This window comes from Algibacter sp. YIN40 (genome assembly GCF_057219435.1).
Map to the genome: position 1 here is coordinate 462,256 of NZ_JBXVVC010000001.1, position 20,018 is coordinate 482,273.

19 protein-coding genes are annotated in these 20,018 nt (G+C 34.0%); 6 read left to right on the forward strand and 13 right to left on the reverse strand.

The features are described 5' to 3' along the window. Nucleotide 1: 1 nt before the first annotated feature. On the reverse strand, nt 2-3,532 hold the full coding sequence (gene nifJ / locus AC2D6V_RS02250; protein WP_484646417.1) for a pyruvate:ferredoxin (flavodoxin) oxidoreductase: 3,531 nt from the start codon (nt 3,530-3,532) through the stop codon (nt 2-4). 321 nt (nt 3,533-3,853) lie between these two features. Continuing rightward, the gene (locus AC2D6V_RS02255) at nt 3,854-4,204 is read right to left on the reverse strand and encodes a 4Fe-4S dicluster domain-containing protein (protein WP_484646418.1); all 351 of its coding nucleotides are present in this window, start codon (nt 4,202-4,204) and stop codon (nt 3,854-3,856) included. 140 nt (nt 4,205-4,344) lie between these two features. On the opposite strand from AC2D6V_RS02255, the gene AC2D6V_RS02260 reads away from it, so the two are divergent. Beyond that, entirely contained in the window at nt 4,345-6,213 is a 1,869-nt protein-coding gene (locus tag AC2D6V_RS02260; RefSeq protein WP_484646419.1) for a 2-oxoacid:acceptor oxidoreductase subunit alpha, read from the forward strand. Between the two features lie 2 nt (nt 6,214-6,215). Beyond that, the gene (locus AC2D6V_RS02265; RefSeq protein WP_484646420.1) at nt 6,216-7,229 is read left to right on the forward strand and encodes a 2-oxoacid:ferredoxin oxidoreductase subunit beta; all 1,014 of its coding nucleotides are present in this window, start codon (nt 6,216-6,218) and stop codon (nt 7,227-7,229) included. A 12-nt stretch (nt 7,230-7,241) separates the two neighbouring features. On the opposite strand, the gene AC2D6V_RS02270 is transcribed toward AC2D6V_RS02265, so the two are convergent. From AC2D6V_RS02270 to AC2D6V_RS02300, 7 genes are read right to left on the reverse strand one after another with little or no spacing between them, the layout of a single operon-like run. Next, nucleotides 7,242-7,817 carry an electron transport complex protein RnfA gene (locus AC2D6V_RS02270; protein WP_484646421.1) on the reverse strand — a complete coding sequence of 192 codons (576 nt, stop codon included), beginning with the start codon at nt 7,815-7,817 and terminating at the stop codon, nt 7,242-7,244. Nucleotides 7,818-7,819: 2 nt separating this feature from the next. Next, nucleotides 7,820-8,425 (reverse strand): RnfABCDGE type electron transport complex subunit E, encoded by a 606-nt coding sequence (locus AC2D6V_RS02275; RefSeq protein ID WP_484646422.1) that lies wholly within the window; start codon nt 8,423-8,425, stop codon nt 7,820-7,822. 5 nt (nt 8,426-8,430) lie between these two features. Continuing rightward, nucleotides 8,431-9,027 carry an RnfABCDGE type electron transport complex subunit G gene (locus AC2D6V_RS02280; RefSeq protein WP_484646423.1) on the reverse strand — a complete coding sequence of 199 codons (597 nt, stop codon included), beginning with the start codon at nt 9,025-9,027 and terminating at the stop codon, nt 8,431-8,433. Nucleotides 9,028-9,029: 2 nt separating this feature from the next. Continuing rightward, nucleotides 9,030-10,040: an RnfABCDGE type electron transport complex subunit D gene (locus AC2D6V_RS02285; RefSeq protein ID WP_484646424.1), complete on the reverse strand. Its 1,011-nt coding sequence runs from the start codon at nt 10,038-10,040 to the stop codon at nt 9,030-9,032. Nucleotides 10,041-10,042: 2 nt separating this feature from the next. Next, complete coding sequence (rsxC, locus tag AC2D6V_RS02290) at nt 10,043-11,371, reverse strand: electron transport complex subunit RsxC (protein WP_484646425.1); 1,329 nt, start codon at nt 11,369-11,371, stop codon at nt 10,043-10,045. Continuing rightward, nucleotides 11,364-12,254 carry a Fe-S cluster domain-containing protein gene (locus AC2D6V_RS02295; protein WP_484646426.1) on the reverse strand — a complete coding sequence of 297 codons (891 nt, stop codon included), beginning with the start codon at nt 12,252-12,254 and terminating at the stop codon, nt 11,364-11,366. Before AC2D6V_RS02295 ends, rsxC begins: the two co-directional genes overlap by 8 nt. A gap of 2 nt (nt 12,255-12,256) precedes the next feature. Continuing rightward, nucleotides 12,257-12,685: a SoxR reducing system RseC family protein gene (locus AC2D6V_RS02300; RefSeq protein ID WP_484646427.1), complete on the reverse strand. Its 429-nt coding sequence runs from the start codon at nt 12,683-12,685 to the stop codon at nt 12,257-12,259. A 232-nt stretch (nt 12,686-12,917) separates the two neighbouring features. Here AC2D6V_RS02300 and AC2D6V_RS02305 point away from each other — a divergent pair, with 232 nt between their 5' ends. Continuing rightward, nucleotides 12,918-13,247, forward strand: coding sequence for a 2Fe-2S iron-sulfur cluster-binding family protein (locus AC2D6V_RS02305; protein WP_484646428.1), 330 nt, complete (start codon nt 12,918-12,920; stop codon nt 13,245-13,247). Between the two features lie 55 nt (nt 13,248-13,302). Beyond that, nucleotides 13,303-13,644: a YegP family protein gene (locus tag AC2D6V_RS02310; protein WP_484646429.1), complete on the forward strand. Its 342-nt coding sequence runs from the start codon at nt 13,303-13,305 to the stop codon at nt 13,642-13,644. 6 nt (nt 13,645-13,650) lie between these two features. Here the strand turns inward: AC2D6V_RS02310 and AC2D6V_RS02315 are convergent, their stop codons facing one another. The 3 genes from AC2D6V_RS02315 to AC2D6V_RS02325 all read right to left on the reverse strand — a co-directional run bounded on the left by AC2D6V_RS02315 (nt 13,651) and on the right by AC2D6V_RS02325 (nt 16,980). After that, nucleotides 13,651-14,550, reverse strand: coding sequence for a metallophosphoesterase family protein (locus AC2D6V_RS02315; protein WP_484646431.1), 900 nt, complete (start codon nt 14,548-14,550; stop codon nt 13,651-13,653). Between the two features lie 32 nt (nt 14,551-14,582). Further along, a complete protein-coding gene (locus tag AC2D6V_RS02320; protein ID WP_484646432.1) occupies nt 14,583-15,761 on the reverse strand; it encodes an acyl-CoA dehydrogenase family protein in 1,179 nt (392 codons plus the stop codon). Nucleotides 15,762-15,891: 130 nt separating this feature from the next. Continuing rightward, nucleotides 15,892-16,980, reverse strand: a complete 1,089-nt coding sequence (locus tag AC2D6V_RS02325; RefSeq protein WP_484646433.1) for an SRPBCC family protein — start codon at nt 16,978-16,980, stop codon at nt 15,892-15,894. Nucleotides 16,981-17,054: 74 nt separating this feature from the next. Here AC2D6V_RS02325 and AC2D6V_RS02330 point away from each other — a divergent pair, with 74 nt between their 5' ends. Both AC2D6V_RS02330 and AC2D6V_RS02335 read left to right on the forward strand, forming a co-directional pair. Further along, nucleotides 17,055-18,362, forward strand: coding sequence for an amino acid permease (locus AC2D6V_RS02330; RefSeq protein ID WP_484646434.1), 1,308 nt, complete (start codon nt 17,055-17,057; stop codon nt 18,360-18,362). Next, nucleotides 18,363-19,241 carry a dimethylarginine dimethylaminohydrolase family protein gene (locus tag AC2D6V_RS02335; protein ID WP_484646435.1) on the forward strand — a complete coding sequence of 293 codons (879 nt, stop codon included), beginning with the start codon at nt 18,363-18,365 and terminating at the stop codon, nt 19,239-19,241. Here AC2D6V_RS02335 and AC2D6V_RS02340 read toward each other — a convergent pair whose 3' ends face one another. Next, the gene (locus AC2D6V_RS02340; RefSeq protein ID WP_484646436.1) at nt 19,242-19,979 is read right to left on the reverse strand and encodes a tRNA1(Val) (adenine(37)-N6)-methyltransferase; all 738 of its coding nucleotides are present in this window, start codon (nt 19,977-19,979) and stop codon (nt 19,242-19,244) included. Nucleotides 19,980-20,018: the final 39 nt, after the last annotated feature.

A 20,018-nucleotide genomic window follows, 5' to 3' on the forward strand; every position in this document is an offset into this window, starting at 1 on the left:
TTTACATATCTCTATAAAGTTCTAAACGTTCCCATTTAGAATTTACTTCACTTTGAGCTTGCTCAAGAAGCTTAGCTCCAAGTTCTGCATCATCTTTTACTACTCTAGAAAAACGTGTTTCATTATACATGAAGTCTTTTAGAGGAATAGAAGGTGCTTTAGAATCTAATTTAAACTTCTTCCCTTTTGGCTTAGAAGGATCAAATCTAAATAATGGCCAATATCCGCTCTCTACAGCTTTTTCTTGTTGTGAAGCGCCATTTGCTAAATCGTATCCATGTTCTCCACAATGCGAGTAAGCAATTATTATTGATGGTCCAGGGTATGCTTCAGCTTCTTCAATAGCCTTAAGGGTTTGAAGATCTTTAGCCCCAATAGCGATTTGAGCAACATAAACATTTTCATAAGAAACAGCTTGTAATGCCAAACTCTTCTTGCTAGTACGCTTACCAGAAACTGAAAATTTCGCACTAGCTCCTAATGGTGTAGCTTTAGACGTTTGTCCACCTGTGTTAGAATACACTTCGGTATCCAATACCATAATATTGATATCCTCTCCAGTCGCTAAAATGTGATCTACACCACCATATCCAATATCGTAAGCCCATCCATCTCCCCCTAATATCCACACTGATTTTTTACGAAGATATTCCGTTAGTTGAGACAATTTTTTTGCCTTATCGTTGTCGATACTAGCTAGTTTAATTTTTAATTTGTCTAAGTTTTTGAAGTTTTCTGCCTTTTCAGTTTCTGTTTTTTCAGAATTATTTAATATCGCATCAACTAGTTCTTTTCCAACTTCATTTTCAATCGATTTAAGTAAGTTAGCCGAAATTTCTTGTTTTTTACTTAAAGCTAATTTCATACCTAAACCAAATTCAGCGTTGTCTTCAAACAAAGAATTAGCCCAAGCGGGGCCTCTTCCAAATTCATTCGTTTTATACGGTGTTGTTGGTAAATTACCACCATAAATTGAAGAACATCCTGTTGCATTTGCAATCAATATGCTATCTCCGTAAAGCTGCGTGAGTAATTTAATATATGGTGTTTCACCACAACCAGAACACGCTCCAGAGAATTCAAATAAAGGCTCTAGGAATTGAGATCCTTTTACGTTTGTTATTTGTAACTCTGCTCTATTATAATCAGGTAAATCAATAAAGTAATCCCAATTGGCGTCTTCTACAGCTTCAACTTTAAGCTTTTTGTGCATATTAATTGCTTTAAAATCTGGATCTTCTTTACTTACGGCAGGGCAAACAGCAACACAAAGGTCACAGCCTGTACAGTCTTGAGGCGATACTTGAAGCACATAAGATTCTTCATCTTTATTAAAAGGTCTACCTTTTGCTGCAACTGCTTTTAAGGAAGCGGGTCTATTTGCTAATTCGTCATTATTAACAACTTTTGCTCTAATGGCAGCATGCGGACAAATAGCAACACACTTATTACATTGTGTGCATAAATCTATATCATCCCATACTGGAACAATATCAGCAATACCACTTTTTTCATATTGCGTGGTTCCTGTTGGAAATGTGCCATCTACAGGAAACGCACTTACTGGTAATTCATCTCCAAATCCACCTAATATTTTTTCGAGTACTTCAGTAACAAATCCATCAGGTGCATTGTGCATTGCCGTTTCTAAATATCTTTCGCTAGTAGCTTCTTTTGGATATGCTACTTTTTCAAGATTAGCAAGCGAATTATCAACCGCTGTAAAATTCATTTTAACTATACTTTCTCCTTTATGAGAGTAAGATTTTACAATGGCATCTTTAATCCTTTGAATGGCTTGCTTTTTTGGTAAAATCCCTGAAATTGCAAAGAAACAAGTTTGTAATACGGTATTAGTACGCTTACCAAGCTTAGATTCTGCAGCTACTTTTGTGGCATCAATCACATAAAAATTAGCTTCTTTTTCGATAATTTCTTTTTGAATTCGCTTTGGTAAATGATTCCATATTTCATCTTTGGAATATGGTGAGTTTAATAAGAAGGTGCCTCCATGTTTTAAATCTGCAACCATATTATACTTTTTAATAAACTTATATTGATGACTAGCAATAAAATCTGCTTTATCAATTAAGTATGAAGAGTAAATTGGTTTTGGACCAAAACGTAAATGGGAAATGGTTTGAGCTCCAGCTTTTTTAGAGTCGTATACAAAGTATCCTTGTACAAAGTTATCTGTAGTATCTCCAATAATTTTAATAGAGTTTTTATTAGCTCCAACAGTACCATCTGACCCTAATCCATAGAACATACAATTAATAGTATTACGTTCTATGGTGAAAGATTCGTCAATTGGTAAACTTGTATAAGTTACATCGTCATTAATGCCAACGGTAAAATGATTTTTAGGCTTGTCATCTAATAATTCGTCATAAACACCTTTAACCATTTGAGGCGTAAACTCTTTTGAAGATAGTCCGTAACGGCCACCAACTAAAACAGGCATGTCTCTGTCACTTTCAATCAATGCGGTTACAACATCTTGGTATAGAGGTTCGCCAACACTTCCTGGTTCCTTAGTTCTGTCAAGAACAGCTATTTTTTTAACGGTTTCAGGTAATTCTTTAACAAAGTGTTTGATTGAAAATGGTCTAAACATGCGTACAAATAACACCCCTACTTTTTCACCGTTCTTTACCATAGCTTCCACAGTCTCCCTTGCAGCACCTTCACCAGAACCCATAAGTATAATTACACGTTCTGCTTCTGGATGACCTTCATAATAGAATAAACTATATCTACGACCAGTATGACTATAGAATTCATTCATTGTTTCTTCAACAATATCAGGAACTCTTTCGTAAAACGTATTAGCAGCCTCTCTTGCTTGAAAGAATACATCTGGGTTTTGAGAAGTTCCTCTAATTACTGGATGATCTGGATCAAGAGAGCGTTTTTTGTGCTCCATAATAGCCTCTTCTGGCATCATAGCTGTAATAACTTCATCAGTAATACCGTCTATTTTAGAAATCTCGTGAGATGTCCTAAAGCCATCAAAAATGTTTAGGAAAGGGACTCTGGATTTTAATGCTGCAACCTGAGAAATAAGAGCAAAATCTTGCGCTTCTTGAACAGACCCTCCAAATAACATAGAGAATCCTGTTTGTCTAGTAGCCATAACATCTGAATGGTCTCCAAAAATTGAAAGTGCGTGGGTAGCAACTGTTCTTGCGGCTACATGTATTACTGTTGGTAATAATTCACCTGCCATTTTATACATATTGGGAATCATTAATAGTAACCCCTGCGATGCTGTAAATGTGGTTGTTAATGCACCTGCTTGCAAAGAACCATGAACGGCTCCTGCCGCACCACCTTCACTCTGCATTTCAACAATTCTTGGGATATTGTCCCAAATATTTTTCTGTCCTTTCGAGCTGTAAACATCTACATGTTCGCCCATAGGTGATGCCGGTGTTATTGGATAAATAGCACATACCTCATTTGTTTTATGAGCAACTCTAGCAACTGCCTCATTAGCATCACAAATTAGTTTAGGAAAATTTTTTTTCATAATATGATATCTTATTAAATAAAATTTACAAAAAGTCACATTAAATGCTCTTTGCAAAACTTTTAATTGTGTCTAGGCCTAAGAAGAGATTTTGATAGTCCAAAACCAATAGACCTTTCAAATAAATTGACTATAAAGTTAAATATGTTATAGTAAATAGTTTATGATAATTGTCATGTGAACATGATAATTAAAAAAAACTGAGAGTGTTATCATATGATAACACTCTCAGTTTTTTCGAATAGATTCAATCGTTATAAAATTGAAAGTTTACGTCAAAAATTTGACCTAACTGTTTAAATAATTTAGTGTTTCAAAAAGTCATTCCGCATGTAACCAAGCTTTTTTCTCTAATAAAGCCTCTTCGGTTTCAACATGATCTTCATCAGGCACACAACAGTCAACTGGACATACTGAAGCACATTGAGGTTCGTCATGAAATCCTTTACATTCCGTGCATTTTTCAGGTACAATGAAATAAAATTCATCAGATACGGGGTCATTCATAGCATCTGCATCGGCTTCATCTCCATTAGGAAGAGTTATTCTTCCACTTAGTTCAGTTTCATCTGCATAAGCCCATTCTTGATCGGGCTCATAAATCGCATTATTAGGACATTCTGCAATACAGGCGTCACAATTAATACATTCGTCGGTTATAATAATCGCCATAATATAAAATTTTTAGATAGGTAAAAGTATATTTCATTTTATAATTTAAATATGATTTTTATCACATTTAAATTATAAAATGTGATTTATATTTACATATGATGTCTAGTTTTATGATGTTTTTTATCAATTAATTTCTTATGATAACTAATAAAATTACCGATAATAAAAATCTTCAGCACGAAATATTAGATGCTGTAGTTATAAGATTTGTAGGCGATTCTGGTGATGGCATGCAATTAACAGGTACACAATTTTCAGATACATCTGCCATGTTTGGTAATGATGTCGCTACTTTTCCTAATTACCCATCAGAAATAAGGGCGCCACAAGGAAGCTTATATGGTGTTTCAGGGTTTCAAGTTCATATAGGAAGCATTGAAATTAGTACGCCCGGAGATGATGTAGATTTGTTGGTTGCGATGAATCCGGCAGGTCTGAAAACTAATTTATACTCCGTAAAACCAGGCCATACGATAATTGTAGATGTAGATTCATTCTCAAAGAAAAATTTAGAAAAAGCCAAATATGAAACTAATCCGCTTCAGGATGGTAGTTTAGAAAATTATAGAGTAATTGAAGTATCAATGTCTTCATTAACGAAAGAGGCTTTAAAAGATATTGAGAATTTAGATAACAAAAGTATTATTCGAAGTAAAAACATGTTTGCTTTGGGTATAGTGTATTGGATGTATGATCGTTCCCCAGAGCATACCATTGATTTTTTTAAGAAAAAATTTGCATCCAAACCACATTTAATTAAGTCAAATACTAAAGTTTTAAACGCAGGATATTATTATGCGGAAACATTAGAGTTAATCCCAAATGCCTACTCCATTTCACCAGCTAAAATGGAATCAGGAACTTACAGGATAATTGGAGGAAATACAGCAACTGCCTGGGGGTTTTTAGCTGCCGCTGAGAAATCGGGACTAGAATTATTTCTTGGATCTTATCCAATTACTCCTGCCACCGACATATTACATGAACTTGTTAAACATAAACATTTTGGAGTAAAAGCTTTTCAAGCTGAAGATGAAATAGCAGGTATAACTTCTGCCATTGGAGCCTCATTTGCAGGTGATTTAGCAATTACAACAACCTCTGGTCCTGGCTTAGCGCTAAAAAGTGAAGCATTAGGTTTAGCTATGATGGTAGAGTTGCCTTTAGTTGTGGTAAATGTGCAACGTGGTGGACCATCAACAGGTTTACCAACTAAAACAGAACAATCAGATTTAATGCAGGCCATGTATGGCAGAAATGGAGAAAGTCCAGTTATCGTTTTGGCAGCTAGCACCCCTTCTAATTGTTTTAATTATGCTTATCAAGCTGCAAAACTAGCTTTAGAACATATGACACCCGTTATTTTATTAACGGACGGGTATATTGCGAATGGATCTGAGCCTTGGAAAATAAAAAGAGTTGCTGAAATGCCAAAAATTAAAAACAATAAAGTTACTAAGCTGATTGAAAATTGGCATCCATATGATAGAAATAAAGAAACCCTAGCTCGTAACTGGGCTGTTCCAGGTACTTATGGGTTAGAGCACAGAATTGGGGGTTTAGAAAAAGATAGAACAACAGGTGATGTTTCACATGTTCCAGAAAACCATGAATTCATGACAAAAGTTAGAGCTGAAAAAATTGAGCGTGTACAAAAATATATCCCTGATTTAACCACAGAATTTGCCGATTCAGGAGATTTACTAGTTATTGGATGGGGAGGAACTTACGGGAGTTTACATTCGGCAGTAAAACAATTAAACAATGAAGGCTATGATAAAATAGGCTATGCCCATTTTAATTATATAAATCCACTACCAAAAAACACGGAATACATTTTAAGTAATTTTAAAAAAATTGTGGTTTGTGAATTAAACAATGGTCAATTTGTAAATATTTTAAAAATGAATTTTAATATAAAGGGATTGTTACAGTACAACAAAATACAAGGGTTGCCATTTGGAAATAATGAGTTGGTCACAGAATTCAAAAAATTAGTACAATAATAATGGAAACAACAGCTATAAAAAAATATACATTTAAAGATTTTGCAAGTAATCAAGAAGTGCGCTGGTGTCCCGGCTGCGATGATTATGTTATTTTACGTTCTATGCAAAAAGCACTTCCAGAAATGGGTGTAAAAAAAGAAGATGTAGTCTTTATTTCTGGGATAGGGTGCTCGTCACGATTTCCATATTACATGGATACTTATGGTATGCATGGAATTCATGGAAGAGCACCAGCAATAGCTTCTGGTGTTAAGTTGGCAAATCCCGATTTAAGTGTTTGGGTAATTACTGGCGATGGTGATTCTATGGCTATTGGTGGTAATCATTTTATTCATGTATTGCGTAGAAATATAAACTTAAATATTATATTGTTTAATAATGAAATATATGGTTTAACTAAGGGCCAATTCTCGCCAACATCCCTTGTTGGTCAAAAAACAAAATCATCACCTTATGGAAATACGCAACCACCTTTTCAGCCTGGAGAATTAGCTATAGGTGCACAAGCTAGATTTTTTGCAAGAATAGGAGGGAATACTCCAAAAGAAATGACAAAAGTTTTTATTGAAGCCGAAACATTTAATGGCACTTCCTTAATAGAAGTATTACAAAATTGCGTGATCTTTAATGATGGCTGTTTTAGTCAATATACCGATAAAAATATCCGAGAAGACAAACAATTGTTTGTTGAGCATGGCAAACCTATGATTTTTGGAAAAAATAGAGATAAAGGATTGACATTAAATGGTTTAAAATTAGAGGCTGTAACTATTGGGGAAAATGATATAACAGAAGCCGATATTTTACTTCATAATGCAAAAGAAGAAGATCCAACCTTGCACCAAATGTTGGTTAGATTGGAATACCCTTTAGTAACAGGTATTATAAGAAGTTTTGATGATGTTACATTAGAAGAAAGAGAGGATGCTTTAACTAGAGAAGTAAAGTCAAATTCAAAATCCACTAAAACTGATGATCTCTTCTTCTCAGGAGAAATATATGAAGTGACATAGGTAACGTAACGTTTAAACCAAAGCGGTAAAACCTAAAAAAGCTAAAGATAAAAGCCCTGCAACTAGTAAATTAATGGGTACACCTTTCATCCCTTCAGGAATATCTGCAAGTTCTAATTGCTCTCTGATACTTGCAAAAACAATTAACGCTAAAGCAAATCCAATAGAGTTTGATATAGCAAAAAATACAGCTTTAATTAAACTATTATTGTCTAATCCTAATGCCAAAATAGCCACACCCAAAACTGCGCAGTTAGTTGTAATTAAAGGTAAGAAAACACCTAGCGCTTGATATAGAGGCGGACTCACTTTTTTTAGAATAATTTCTACCATTTGCACTAAAGCAGCAATCACTAAAATAAAAGTGATGGTTCTTAAATAGTTTAATCCAGCTGGGACTAAAACATATTGATGTAATAAATAGGTAACCGTGGTAGCAATAGTCATAACAAACAATACAGCTCCGGACATTCCGACAGATGTAGAAACTTTGTTAGAGACTCCTAAAAAAGGGCAGATGCCTAAAAATTGAGATAAAACAATATTATTGACAAATACAGCAGCTATGAGTATAATTACATAATCCATATCTAAGTTGTTTTAGTTGATAATTTGTTAAAAATCATGCTTAAATAAGCGAGAGCAATAAAAGCACCTGGGGGTAAAATAAATAGTATAAAAGTATTTGCATTCTCGGGAACAAATTTAAATTCAAACAAACTTCCGCTACCTAAAATTTCACGAACTGCGCCTAAAATAGTTAATGCGAAAACAAACCCTAAGCCCATTCCTAAGGCATCTAGAATAGAAGCCATCAAGTTGTTTTTTGAAGCAAAAGCTTCGGCTCTTCCTAAAATTAAGCAGTTCACAACAATTAGTGGAATAAAAATACCTAATTGCTCATATAAAAAAGGAATGAATGCTTCTAGAACCATTTCTACAATGGTTACAAAAGATGCTATAATGACAATAAATGCTGGAATACGTACTTTGTTTGGTATTTGAGATTTTACCAATGACACCACAATGTTAGACATTAATAAAACAAACAAAGTAGCTACGCCCATACCCAAACCATTAAAGGCGGATGAGGTAACTCCTAATGTGGGACACATACCTAAAAGCATCACAAAAACAGGGTTCTCTTTAATAATGCCTTTTAAGAAATTTTGCTTTTGATTTATTTTTTCTGCCATAATTCTTAATGTTTCGAGGTGTTGATAGTCTCAGGGTTTTCCATGAATACATCATACGCTAATTTAGCAGATTCGCTAAATGCTCTGGTGCTAATTGTAGCACCAGTTATAGCATCTACTTCTCCACCATCTTTTTTAACCTTTAAATTAAAATTAGAAGGGTTTTTGTCTCTAAATTGTTTTAAGAAAGATTCGTCTTTCATTTTTGTGCCTAACCCAGGAGTCTCTTTCTGATCTAAAACAGCAATGTTTTTTATGGTTCCATCTGTTGTAAAACCAACCATAATTTTAATTAATCCACTAAAGCCTTTTTTAGAAGAACCAATAACAGCTGCTCCAATAAATTCGCTATTCTTATAAGCTGGATATACTTCTATACTATCTTGTGTGAATTCTGGTTTAACCATTTTTAATTCTGCTACAGGATTGTTATCAAACTCAGGTAGCACCAATTTTAAGGCATTTATTTTTTTCCCTAATTTGGCCTTTGCTATGGGTTCAATGGTTAAATCATTTACAAAACCTAATGCTAATCCAGAGATGAGCGTTATCAATAAAAGAGATAATACCATGCTTATAAATGTTGATTCTTTTTTACCCATGATTATACTATTTTAGATTTTATTTTGGTTCCAAATCTTCTTGGTTTAAAATATTTATTGATTAATGGAACAAAGGCATTCATTATTAAAATAGCAAAAGAAATCCCTTCAGGATAGGCTCCAAAAAGCCTAATTAAAACCGTAATTACACCAATTCCAATGGCGAAAATCACCATGCCTTTTTTTGTCATTGGGCTTGTAACCAAATCGGTCGCCATAAAAAAGGCTCCTAAAATAGCCCCGCCTGATAGAATATGAATTAAAGGGTTGGCATATTGCTCTGGATTAATAAACCAAAATATTCCCGTCATGAAAGCCATGGTAACTAATAGAATTACAGGAATATGCCAAGAAATCACTTTACGTATTATTAAATATAAACCACCTAAGAGTAATGCTAAGCCAGATATCTCTCCCAAGGAACCCGCAGTAAAACCAAACAACATATCTATTGCAGAAGGAATTCTTGTACTAATTTCAGTCATGGTGTCACCAGACATCAGTCCTTCTTTTATAGCGCCTAAAGATGTAGCGCCGGTAACGGCATCAACAACGGTTGTATTGTTTTCAATAGCTGTAGGCCACATCGTCATTTGTACAGGAAAAGACACCAATAAAAACACACGACCAACCAGAGCCGGGTTGAAAATATTAAAACCTAAACCTCCAAAAGAGAGTTTTGCTATGCCTATGGCAACTAATGCACCAACAATAACCATCCAGATTGGTAAATTGGAGGGTACATTGAATGCCAATAAAATACCAGTTATTAATGCAGAACCATCCGTTATAGTTACTTGTGTTTTTAATAAATATTTCTGAATTAAATATTCAAACAACATACATGATGCAATGGCAACTGAAGTCACTATCAAAGCACTTATTCCGAATACATATATGGAAACTAAAAAAGCTGGTATTAATGCTATAACGACATCATACATGACTTTTTTTGAAGTCCTGTCTGAATGAACATGCGGTGAAGCAGATACAATTATGGGTTGGTTGCTCATATTTAATTTTTAGAGGTATTCATTTTTTTGACAATACTTTTACCAAACCGTATATAGTCTAATAATGGACGATGCGAAGGACATACGTAGCTGCAGGATCCACATTCAATACAGGTCATTATATCCTCAAAACTTGCTTTTTCATACTTGCCTTTTTCTGATAGATTCATTAAAAGATGAGGTTCTAATCCCATGGGGCATACAAATACACATTCCCCACAGCGAATGCAGTTTTTTTGTTCACCTCTACTAGCTTCGTCTTCAGAAATCACTAAAATACCAGAAGTTCCTTTTGTAACAGGAACCTCAAGGTTTTTGATGGCTTTTCCCATCATTGGGCCACCATTAACAATTTTACGTGTCCCTTCTGGTAACCCTCCAACTTCTTCTACTAAATCCTTTATTGGAGTACCAATTTTTATCCAAAAGTTAGAAGCGTTTTCTATTTTTTTACCTGTTACCGTTACAACTCTCTCAATTAATGGTTGATCGTATTGTACAGCCTGATAAATGGCGAAAATAGTTCCAACATTATGAACGATTACACCAACATCCATTGGTAATCCGCCTTTAGGAACTTCACGTTTTATAATGGCTTTTATAAGTTGTTTTTCACTGCCTTGGGGGTATTTTACCTGAAGTGCTGCTACATTAATTCTTTTGTCAGATCGAGCCGCTTGTTTTAAAACTTTAATAGCATCCTTTTTGTTGTTTTCAATACCAATAACGGCTTCTTTAATGTGTAATGCATGCATCAAAATTTGTATACCAACAATAATTTCATCTCCTTTTTCAAGCATCAATCTATGATCTGCAGTTAAATAAGGTTCGCATTCCACACCATTAATAATAAGACAATCTACATGATTATCATTTTTAAGGTCTAATTTAACATGAGATGGAAATGTCGCTCCACCTAAACCTACAATACCGTAGTCATTTATTTTTTTTAAAATTTCTTCTGATTGTAAGTCAATTTTTGTTTTTAAAGGATATTCAATGTCTTGAAAGTTTGATTCATTTTTAGCATCAGTTCTTATAACTATACATTGCTTTTTGTACCCGCTAGTATCAACAATCATATCAAGTTTTGTAACTGTTCCAGCAACAGGAGCATGTATATTAGATGATACAAATCCACCAGACTTGGCTATAACTTGTCCGATTTCAACTTTATCCTTTCTGTCAACAATTATTTCAGAAGGAATTCCAATATGTTGCGCTATGGGAACATACACAACCTTTGGTACTGGCATTCTTTTAATCTCTTTTGAAGACGTTATTTTGTTTTCTGGAGGATGAATACCACCTTTTGGAAATGTTTCAAGCATCGGTCTTTGGTTTTGCAGATTCAACATTTGCTTCGACTTTTGAGACAACCTTTTTTACTTTCTTTGGTGGAAAGTTTGTTTCTATAATAGAATGTGTTGGGCAAACATCAACACATTTTCTGCAAAGCGTGCAAGATACTGGATCTATGTATGCTAAATTGTTAATCATTATTACAGCATCTTTAGGACATATATCATCACATTTAGAACAACCAATACAGGCTACGCTACATGATTTTTTTGCAATACCAGCCTTATCTTCATTTAAACATCCAACGAATATTTTTAAATCTCTTTTATGTTTTGGGCGCATTTCAATAATATCCCTTGGGCATGCTTCTACACAGGCACCACAAGAGGTGCATTTATCAGAAATAATAACTGGTAAACCGGTTGTTTCATCCATATACATAGCATCAAACTTGCATACAGCTACACAATCACCATCACCCAAGCATCCATATTGACAATCAGTTTCGCCACTATAAATCATAGCAGATATGGCACAATTTCTTGGGCCTTGATACTCTGTGGTTTTAGGCCTGACATCGCAGGCACCTTGGCATCGTAAAACAGCAAGCGTTGGGTCCTTTTCTGTAATTTCTTTACCCAAAACAGTTGCTACTTGTTTCATGACATCATTCCCGCCTACAGGGCAAAATAAATCCGCTATATCCTCTGTTTTAACGAGCTTTTCAGCAAACGCTTTGCAGCCTGGAGATCCACAACCACCGCAATTAGCAGCAGGTAATAATTCATCAATTTTAGCTATCAAAGGGTTTTCATAAACATAAAATTTTTTGGATACTATATATAAAATTATCGCTGCAATTCCACCTAAAGAAGTTAATAAAAGGATACTATGTAAAACTGAATTCGGCATGCTCAATTATTTTTTAAAATTGAAATTTGGAATACCTTTTTAAACTTATCTTTTTGAAAATAGAGCATTAAATAATATGGAATTAAGATAAAAAGAGACAGTAGTCCTGCTAGCAAATCTTCCAAAAATCCAGATGCAATTATCAAGGTAAAAAACATTAATATAAAAGGAAATATATAAGCCCAAAACACGGCTTTTAAACCTAATGTTTTTTTTAAAACAACATTTACTTCCTCACTAATTTTAAAAGAATCCTTATAATTTAATATTTCAACTTCTTTAGTGTTAGACTCTGAAATACCGCATGAGCTTTTTGCACGACAAGATTCACAATGTATATTCTGTTCTAAATTAACAGTAATAGTTTGACCACTGATTTTAGAAACAAAACCAGAGTGAACAAATGTGTCGTTTTTTTGTATTGAACTCATTGCTCGTTCTATTAAATTCAAAAAAGATGCTAAACGAAATTAACCAATTCATTAAGGGAATTATATGATTTATGTCAGGTTTAAAACCATCTACTATTCAAGCTTTGAAGTTAAACCTGAATAAAAAGTAAATTATCCAAAATACCATTATAGGTTTTTTAAGTCTATTAAATTGGTAGGAATTATAGTTTGTTAAACATATTTACTTATTTTTGCACGTAAAAAAATTTGAATGGTGGATATTACAATTAAAATAACAGATAGAGAAGGTGTTCCACATACTGTATTAGCACCTACCGATATGGCTATGAACTTAATGGAAGTAGTAAGGTCTTATGAACTTGCACCAGAAGGTACTATTGGTGTTTGTGGGGGTATGGTTATGTGTGCCTCCTGTCAATGTTATGTTTTGAGTGAAACTAAATTACCTGAAATGAGTGATGATGAAGAGGCCATGCTATCTGAAGCTTTTGACGTCAAAGATACTAGCAGATTAGGTTGCCAAATACAAATGACTCCAGACATGGAAGGTCTAGAAGTAGAACTCGCTCCAGAAAACTAAATACATGTGACATTTTTGAATAATTTGGGTCTAAATTTTAAATGTAAAAGTTTAAATGGCTCAGTTCAAAATATTCAGGGATAAGTTAGGTCGCTACAGGTTTTTGTTTAAACCAAATAGCCATCTAATCACGTTGACTAGCGAGCCTTATAATTCCATGGTTATCTGCCTTCAGAATATTCACTATTTTAAAAAACACGCTTTTAACGATTGTTATTTTGTTAGACAAAAAGCTAGTTGTGGAAGTCCCTATTTTACTTTTGAAAAACTATCTAACAGTGAATTAATTGGAACAAGTGAAAGCTTCTTAACTTTTGGTGTTATGGAAAAAACGATTACTTCCATAAAAGCTAACGCCAAAACAGCAAAAATCGATGACTTAGTTTATGCTATATAAAGTCTATTAAGAAGTTTGATAATCAGCTAACTTGCTTGGTCCTTCGAGAAGAATTCTAACAATTTGAAGTGTGCCATCTTCTTTTGTAGCAATTTGCCATTTAATCAAAGATATTTTACCGTTTTCGATTTCGATACCTGTTATGCTTCTTGGGTGTACACAACTACCATCGTTAAAAAAAGCAATATCACCAGGTTCGGGAAAACGTGGTCTATGTGTATGGCCAACAATCGTGAGTAAGTTATTATTTTCTGAAATCCATTTTTTCGTTCTTCGCTCTACTTTAATAAGTTCTTTGTAATTTTTGGCAGGACTTGTTGGGTCTGCTATCCCCATAACATTTAGTGGCTTCCATAGTACTCTAACCATAAAACGGCTCCATTTCCAAAATAAGAAATTCCACCAATCTGATTGATGCCCATGTGTTAAAAATACTTCTTGTTCTGTTAGACAATGCTTTAAAATAATGCCTTCATGATATTTAATCTTACCAAAAAGCTCCACCTCTTCTCCTGTTTTGGGATCAAAATATGTTGACAAATGTTTCTTTACATATTCAAGGTTTCTATACACCATATCATGGTTTCCCCAGATCATATGTAATCTTTCTGCTTTATGAAAAAGCTTCATAACCATGAACACATTCTTGTGCGCATTTAGGATGGAATCAAACGAACGGTTTTCCCATAACTCATCGCCGTCTCCTAATTCGCAATACTGAAAACCTTCTTCGTAATAATGCTTTAAAGCGTGAAAGTAAATATTTCTATTATTAGCAAAATCATCAGCAAAACTATTATCTCCGCGATGGCAGTCACTAAAAAGAATAAACTTGCTGTCATCATCAAAATCAATGACTTTAGCATTTTTGTAAGCATTATCTAATCTTTTTTTGGATGAATACATAAAGTAAATGTAAACAAAAAATGTACTTTATATTATTTAAAAGCATTCAAACCAGTAATGTCCAAACCAGTAATTAATAAATGAATATCATGTGTGCCTTCATAAGTAATAACGCTTTCTAGATTCATAGAATGGCGCATTATTGAGTATTCGCCAGTAATCCCCATACCTCCAAGCATTTGCCTAGCCTCTCGTGCAATATTAATAGCCATATCTACATTATTACGCTTTGCCATAGATATTTGTGCCGAAGTTGCTTTGCCATCATTACGCAGAACTCCTAAACGCCAAGTTAATAACTGTGCTTTGGTAATTTCGGTAATCATTTCAGCGAGTTTCTTTTGCTGTAACTGAAATTGTCCTATAGGCTTCCCAAATTGTATACGTTCTTTGCTATATCTAAGTGCTGTATCGTAACAATCCATCGCAGCGCCAATTGCACCCCATGCAATACCATACCTTGCCGAATCTAAACAGCCTAAAGGCGCGCCTAAACCAGATTTGTTAGGCAGTAAATTTTCTTTTGGCACTTTAACATTGTCAAAAATAAGCTCACCAGTTGCAGAGGCTCGCAACGACCATTTGTTATGTGTTTCTGGAGTAGTAAAGCCTTCCATACCGCGTTCAACAATCAGTCCGTGAATACGCCCACTTTCATCTTTTGCCCAAACAACAGCAACTTGCGCAAAAGGGGCATTAGAAATCCACATTTTTGCGCCATTTAATAAATAATGGTCGCCTTTGTCTTTAAAATTGGTAACCATACCGCTAGGGTTGCTTCCATGATCTGGTTCGGTTAAACCGAAACAACCAATCCATTCACCACTTGCAAGTTTTGGCAAAAACTTTTCACGCTGTTCTTCGTTACCATATTTCCAAATAGGGTACATAACTAACGATGACTGTACAGATGCCGTACTGCGTACTCCAGAATCACCACGTTCAATTTCTTGCATTATTAAACCATAGGAAATTTGATCTAATCCGGCACCTCCATACTCCATTGGAATATAAGGACCAAACGCTCCAATTTCTGCTAAGCCTTTTATAATTTGAGTTGGAAATTCTGCTTTTTGAGCGTACTCTTCTATAATTGGAGAGACTTCTCGTTTTACCCATTCGCGAGCGGCATCTCTCACTAATTTATGCTCATCTGTAAGTAGTTCATCTAAGTTGTAATAATCTGGTGCTTCAAATAAGTCTGGTTTCATAAAGACTAGGTTTTAATGTATTTTAGAATAAAATTATCAATAAAAACATTCTTTTTTTAATAATTCAATATTTTTTACTGCTCAAATTTAATTAAAGCAACTGAATCAATAAGTGTTTTTTAAGAGAATTTTAAAGATTTAGAAACTGAGCAAGTAAACTATGAAAATGATGCACGCCTTGCTCTCTTTTAGGCGAATATCGCCCAGATTTATAGAAAGTCGAATTCACTCCTTTTTGAACATTTTCCACAATTTCTTCATCTTCTTTTTCTACCTTTTCCAAACCACTGCCTGCACCTTGTTCTAATTTAGAAGCATCAAGAACATAAGAGATAAATGACACCTTCGTTTTTTTGAGCCCAAGCGGTTGAACAATATTTAAGGACAACCCCCAAGGATAAAAATTAAACATCATATTAGGAAATACCCAATAATAGTAAGCTGCAACATTTTTACCATAATCTATATGGTCTTCTGGTAAATTGAAAGTATTGGTTGCTTCATCCGAATATCCAATTTGAAGGTTACAGTATTCATAAGTTTCTGTTTTATAACTACCATAATCTAAAACGGCATCCAAATCGTTATGAACAAATGGTACATGGAATCCCTCTAAATAATTATCACAATACAAAGCCCAATGTGCATTTACAACAAAGTCTTTATTTAATGTTTCGTCTACTGAGAAATTATCAAAAGGAAGAAACCCGATTCGTTCATTCATTTTATCAATTACTTGTTGAAAATTGAACAATGGATTTAACCCAACAAATAATAAGCTTCCCCATTTTATTATAGGGAATTCATATAAATTATCACATGGTTTAGGAAAGTTAAGCACCTCTTTAAATTCTGGCATGAATTCAAATTCACCTTTAAGGTTAAATTTTCTACCATGATAACCACAGATAAGTTTTTTTGATTTTCCAGATTCTAAGACTACTAGATTACCTCTATGTGTACAAACATTGGAAAGGCAGTTTATATTATTACCGCCGTCTCTAGTTAATAATAATGGTTCTGACAGAAAGTTATCTAATAATGTAAAAGGATATACAGATTCCGTTTCATTCAATAAGCTTTCATCACCTATAAACTGCCAAGATTTAAGAAACACATTCTCTTTTAAAGCTTCAAAAGTGTTTTTGTCTTTATAAAAAACAGCAGGAAGTGTTTCTGCTTTTCTAATATCTAAATCAATTGTATATTTTTTTGTCATAAATATTATAATTGTACATTCGCTTTTCGTCTCTAATTTACTCAATTAATTTTTACCACTTTTAAAACAAAAGAATGAATTCTAAACCGCAAAAAATTGGATTAATTACAACAACCTCATTAGTTGTAGGAAATATGATAGGTGTGGGTATTTTTGTGCTCCCAGCAGCTTTAGCTAAATATGGAAGCATCAGTCTTTTAGGATGGGTATTTACAGCAATTGGAGCGATAATACTTGCTAAAATATTTAGCAATTTTAGTAAAATAATTGTTAGCAAAAGTGGTGGACCATATGCTTATGCCAGAGCTGGATTTGGAGATTTTATTGGGTTTTTGATGGCTTGGGGATATTGGGTTTCATGTTGGGTTGGTAATGGAGGGATTGCTATTGCTATAGTAGGTGCATTAAGTTTCTTTTTTCCGGTTTTAGAAACACATTCTATATACCAAGTAAGTATTGGTTTAGCATTAATATGGGTTTTTACATGGGTAAATTCAAGAGGAATTAAAGAATCTGGCAGAGTACAAGTTGTTACTACAGTATTAAAAATTTTACCATTAGCATTTGTAATTATAGTAGGTTTCTTCTTTTTTAAACTTGAAAATTTCCCAGCTTTCAACTTAACTGATGAAAGTGATTTTGCTACGATACCTGTGGTTGGTGCTTTAACTTTGTATGCCTTTTTAGGCATTGAATGTGCTACTATCCCTGCTGCTAATGTTGAAAATCCAGAGGTAACAGTACCTAAAGCGACAATGATGGGTACAATTTTAACAGCTATAATTTATATATTAAGCACCATTGTTTTGTTTGGAATATTACCAATGAATGTCTTACAAAATTCTGCAGCTCCTTTTGCTGAAGCCGCTAAATTAATAGCTGGTGATTTTGGTGGTTACTTTGTTGCTGTTGGGGTTATAATATCTGGTTTAGGGGTTTTAAACGGTTGGGTTCTAGTTACAGGACAATTACCAATGGCAACGGCAAAAGATAATTTATTTCCTAGGCTTTTTAAAAAGGAAAATAAAAAGGGAGCACCAGTAATAAGTTTAGTTGTTGGTAGTGTATTGTCTTCTCTGGTTATGCTTATGAATTTTACTGAAGGACTAGTAGATCAGTTTCAAATAATTGTAGAGGTGGTTGTATTTGTTGCTTTAATGCCTTATTTGTTTACAGCTGCTGCCTATATTCTAGTAATTATTGAAAAAAAGCTTCACGCAAACAGTTGGGTAAAGACTTTATTATTAGGAGGTTTAGGCATGGCCTTTTCTACTTGGGCCATTTACGGTACTGGTTCAGAAACTGTTTTTTATGGTTTTTTATTATTAATGTCTGGGATTCCATTCTATATTTTAATGCAATGGAATAAACGTGAAAAATAAATGAAAACTACACACCATACTGAATACAAAAAACTTGAATCGGTATATATTAAATCAGTAAAAAATGCTTTTATATCTGATGCTCATTTAGGAAATCAATGGCAGAAACTAAATTATTTGTCTCGCCCAGATCTTGAAAAGGCATTGGCAGAATATTCACTGTTTCAGAAGTATTTATTAGATAACAATGTAAAAGTTAAACAATTCCCGTTTAATCAAAATGTCTTGATTGATTCAATTTATTGTAGAGATGCATCTATTGCCACAAATTTTGGAATGATTATTTGTAATATGGGAAAAGGCGGACGCATTAATGAACCTCAATCTCATCTAGAAATTTATAAGAAGCATAACATTCCTATATTAGGTGTTATTGAAGCACCAGGGTTTTTAGAAGGAGGGGACGTTGCTTGGTTAGACGAAAAAACTTTAGCGGTTGGTCATACGTACAGAACTAATCAAGAAGGAATAATACAGCTTAAAGCACTTCTTGAACCTAAAGACATACAAGTTATTGTTGCTGAGTTGCCACATTACAAAGGCAAAAATGATGTATTTCATTTAATGAGTATTTTGAGTCCTGTAGATAAAGATTTGGCTGTTGTATATTCTCCTCTTATGCCAATTAAATTTAGAAATGAGCTTATTAAAAAAGGTTTTGAATTGATTGAAGTTCCAGATGAAGAGTTTGAATCTATGGGTTGTAATGTATTGGCAATTGCACCAAGAAAATGTATTATGGTTAAAGGCAATCCAAAAATTCAAAAATTATTAGAAATAGCTGGATGTGAAGTATCCACATATAAAGGCGAAGATATTAGTATTAAAGGCGGAGGCGGCCCAACCTGTTTAACAAGGCCACTAAAAAGATCTTATTAACTACATTTTCAAATAGAAATCCTTTGTCAAATTAATATAATCTTGAGTGTATTGATGCCTTTCAGTTTCAATAATTAATTCACCTATTTCTAGATCGTTACCACGACTTCGTTCAATAAAGGTTTCTCGGAAAGAAAACGCCACTAAACTTCTTTTTATTTCTGAAGTCGGATTTCCTCTTACATGCAAAATGCTACTAGGGTGGAGATTTGATTTTGAAGCTAAACTTATAAAATTAGCTTCTTCATTAAAAGGAATAATTACTGTAAAAATGCCATCCTCTGATAGCAATTTTGAAACAGACTCCAGAAGGTGTTCAAAAGGCATCGCATCTTGAAAACGGGCTAAATCCCGTTGCGTATTTTCTGTTTTATAATCTTCACTATAAAAAGGAGGGTTACAAACTATTAAATCGTATTTATCTTCAATCTCATTTACAAATTCTTTTAAAGAAGCATGGTAACAAAATAATCTATCACCCCAAGAGGATTGCTCAAAATTATCAACACACTGCTCATAAGCATTATCATCTATTTCAATGGCATCAATGAGTTCAGCATGACTTCTTTGTGCCAACATTAAAGAAAGAAGGCCTGTACCAGCTCCAATATCTAAAATAGAAAATAGATTATCCTTAACAGGAGTCCAAGCACCCAAGAGAACGCTATCTGTACCTATTTTCATGGCACATTGGTCTTGATTAATGGTGAATTGTTTGAATTTGAATGGCTTATTCATACTTGTCATTCCTGCGAAGGCAGGAATCCATGTTTTTAT

Bases quoted from the DNA above. Each gene is read 5' to 3' on its own strand.
- nifJ (WP_484646417.1), bottom strand. From the start codon at position 3,532: ATGAAAAAAAATTTTCCTAAACTAATTTGTGATGCTAATGAGGCAGTT.
- AC2D6V_RS02255 (WP_484646418.1), bottom strand. From the start codon at position 4,204: ATGGCGATTATTATAACCGACGAATGTATTAATTGTGACGCCTGTATT.
- AC2D6V_RS02260 (WP_484646419.1), top strand. From the start codon at position 4,345: ATGATAACTAATAAAATTACCGATAATAAAAATCTTCAGCACGAAATA.
- AC2D6V_RS02265 (WP_484646420.1), top strand. From the start codon at position 6,216: ATGGAAACAACAGCTATAAAAAAATATACATTTAAAGATTTTGCAAGT.
- AC2D6V_RS02270 (WP_484646421.1), bottom strand. From the start codon at position 7,817: ATGGATTATGTAATTATACTCATAGCTGCTGTATTTGTCAATAATATT.
- AC2D6V_RS02275 (WP_484646422.1), bottom strand. From the start codon at position 8,425: ATGGCAGAAAAAATAAATCAAAAGCAAAATTTCTTAAAAGGCATTATT.
- AC2D6V_RS02280 (WP_484646423.1), bottom strand. From the start codon at position 9,027: ATGGGTAAAAAAGAATCAACATTTATAAGCATGGTATTATCTCTTTTA.
- AC2D6V_RS02285 (WP_484646424.1), bottom strand. From the start codon at position 10,040: ATGAGCAACCAACCCATAATTGTATCTGCTTCACCGCATGTTCATTCA.
- rsxC (WP_484646425.1), bottom strand. From the start codon at position 11,371: ATGCTTGAAACATTTCCAAAAGGTGGTATTCATCCTCCAGAAAACAAA.
- AC2D6V_RS02295 (WP_484646426.1), bottom strand. From the start codon at position 12,254: ATGCCGAATTCAGTTTTACATAGTATCCTTTTATTAACTTCTTTAGGT.
- AC2D6V_RS02300 (WP_484646427.1), bottom strand. From the start codon at position 12,685: ATGAGTTCAATACAAAAAAACGACACATTTGTTCACTCTGGTTTTGTT.
- AC2D6V_RS02305 (WP_484646428.1), top strand. From the start codon at position 12,918: ATGGTGGATATTACAATTAAAATAACAGATAGAGAAGGTGTTCCACAT.
- AC2D6V_RS02310 (WP_484646429.1), top strand. From the start codon at position 13,303: ATGGCTCAGTTCAAAATATTCAGGGATAAGTTAGGTCGCTACAGGTTT.
- AC2D6V_RS02315 (WP_484646431.1), bottom strand. From the start codon at position 14,550: ATGTATTCATCCAAAAAAAGATTAGATAATGCTTACAAAAATGCTAAA.
- AC2D6V_RS02320 (WP_484646432.1), bottom strand. From the start codon at position 15,761: ATGAAACCAGACTTATTTGAAGCACCAGATTATTACAACTTAGATGAA.
- AC2D6V_RS02325 (WP_484646433.1), bottom strand. From the start codon at position 16,980: ATGACAAAAAAATATACAATTGATTTAGATATTAGAAAAGCAGAAACA.
- AC2D6V_RS02330 (WP_484646434.1), top strand. From the start codon at position 17,055: ATGAATTCTAAACCGCAAAAAATTGGATTAATTACAACAACCTCATTA.
- AC2D6V_RS02335 (WP_484646435.1), top strand. From the start codon at position 18,363: ATGAAAACTACACACCATACTGAATACAAAAAACTTGAATCGGTATAT.
- AC2D6V_RS02340 (WP_484646436.1), bottom strand. From the start codon at position 19,979: ATGAATAAGCCATTCAAATTCAAACAATTCACCATTAATCAAGACCAA.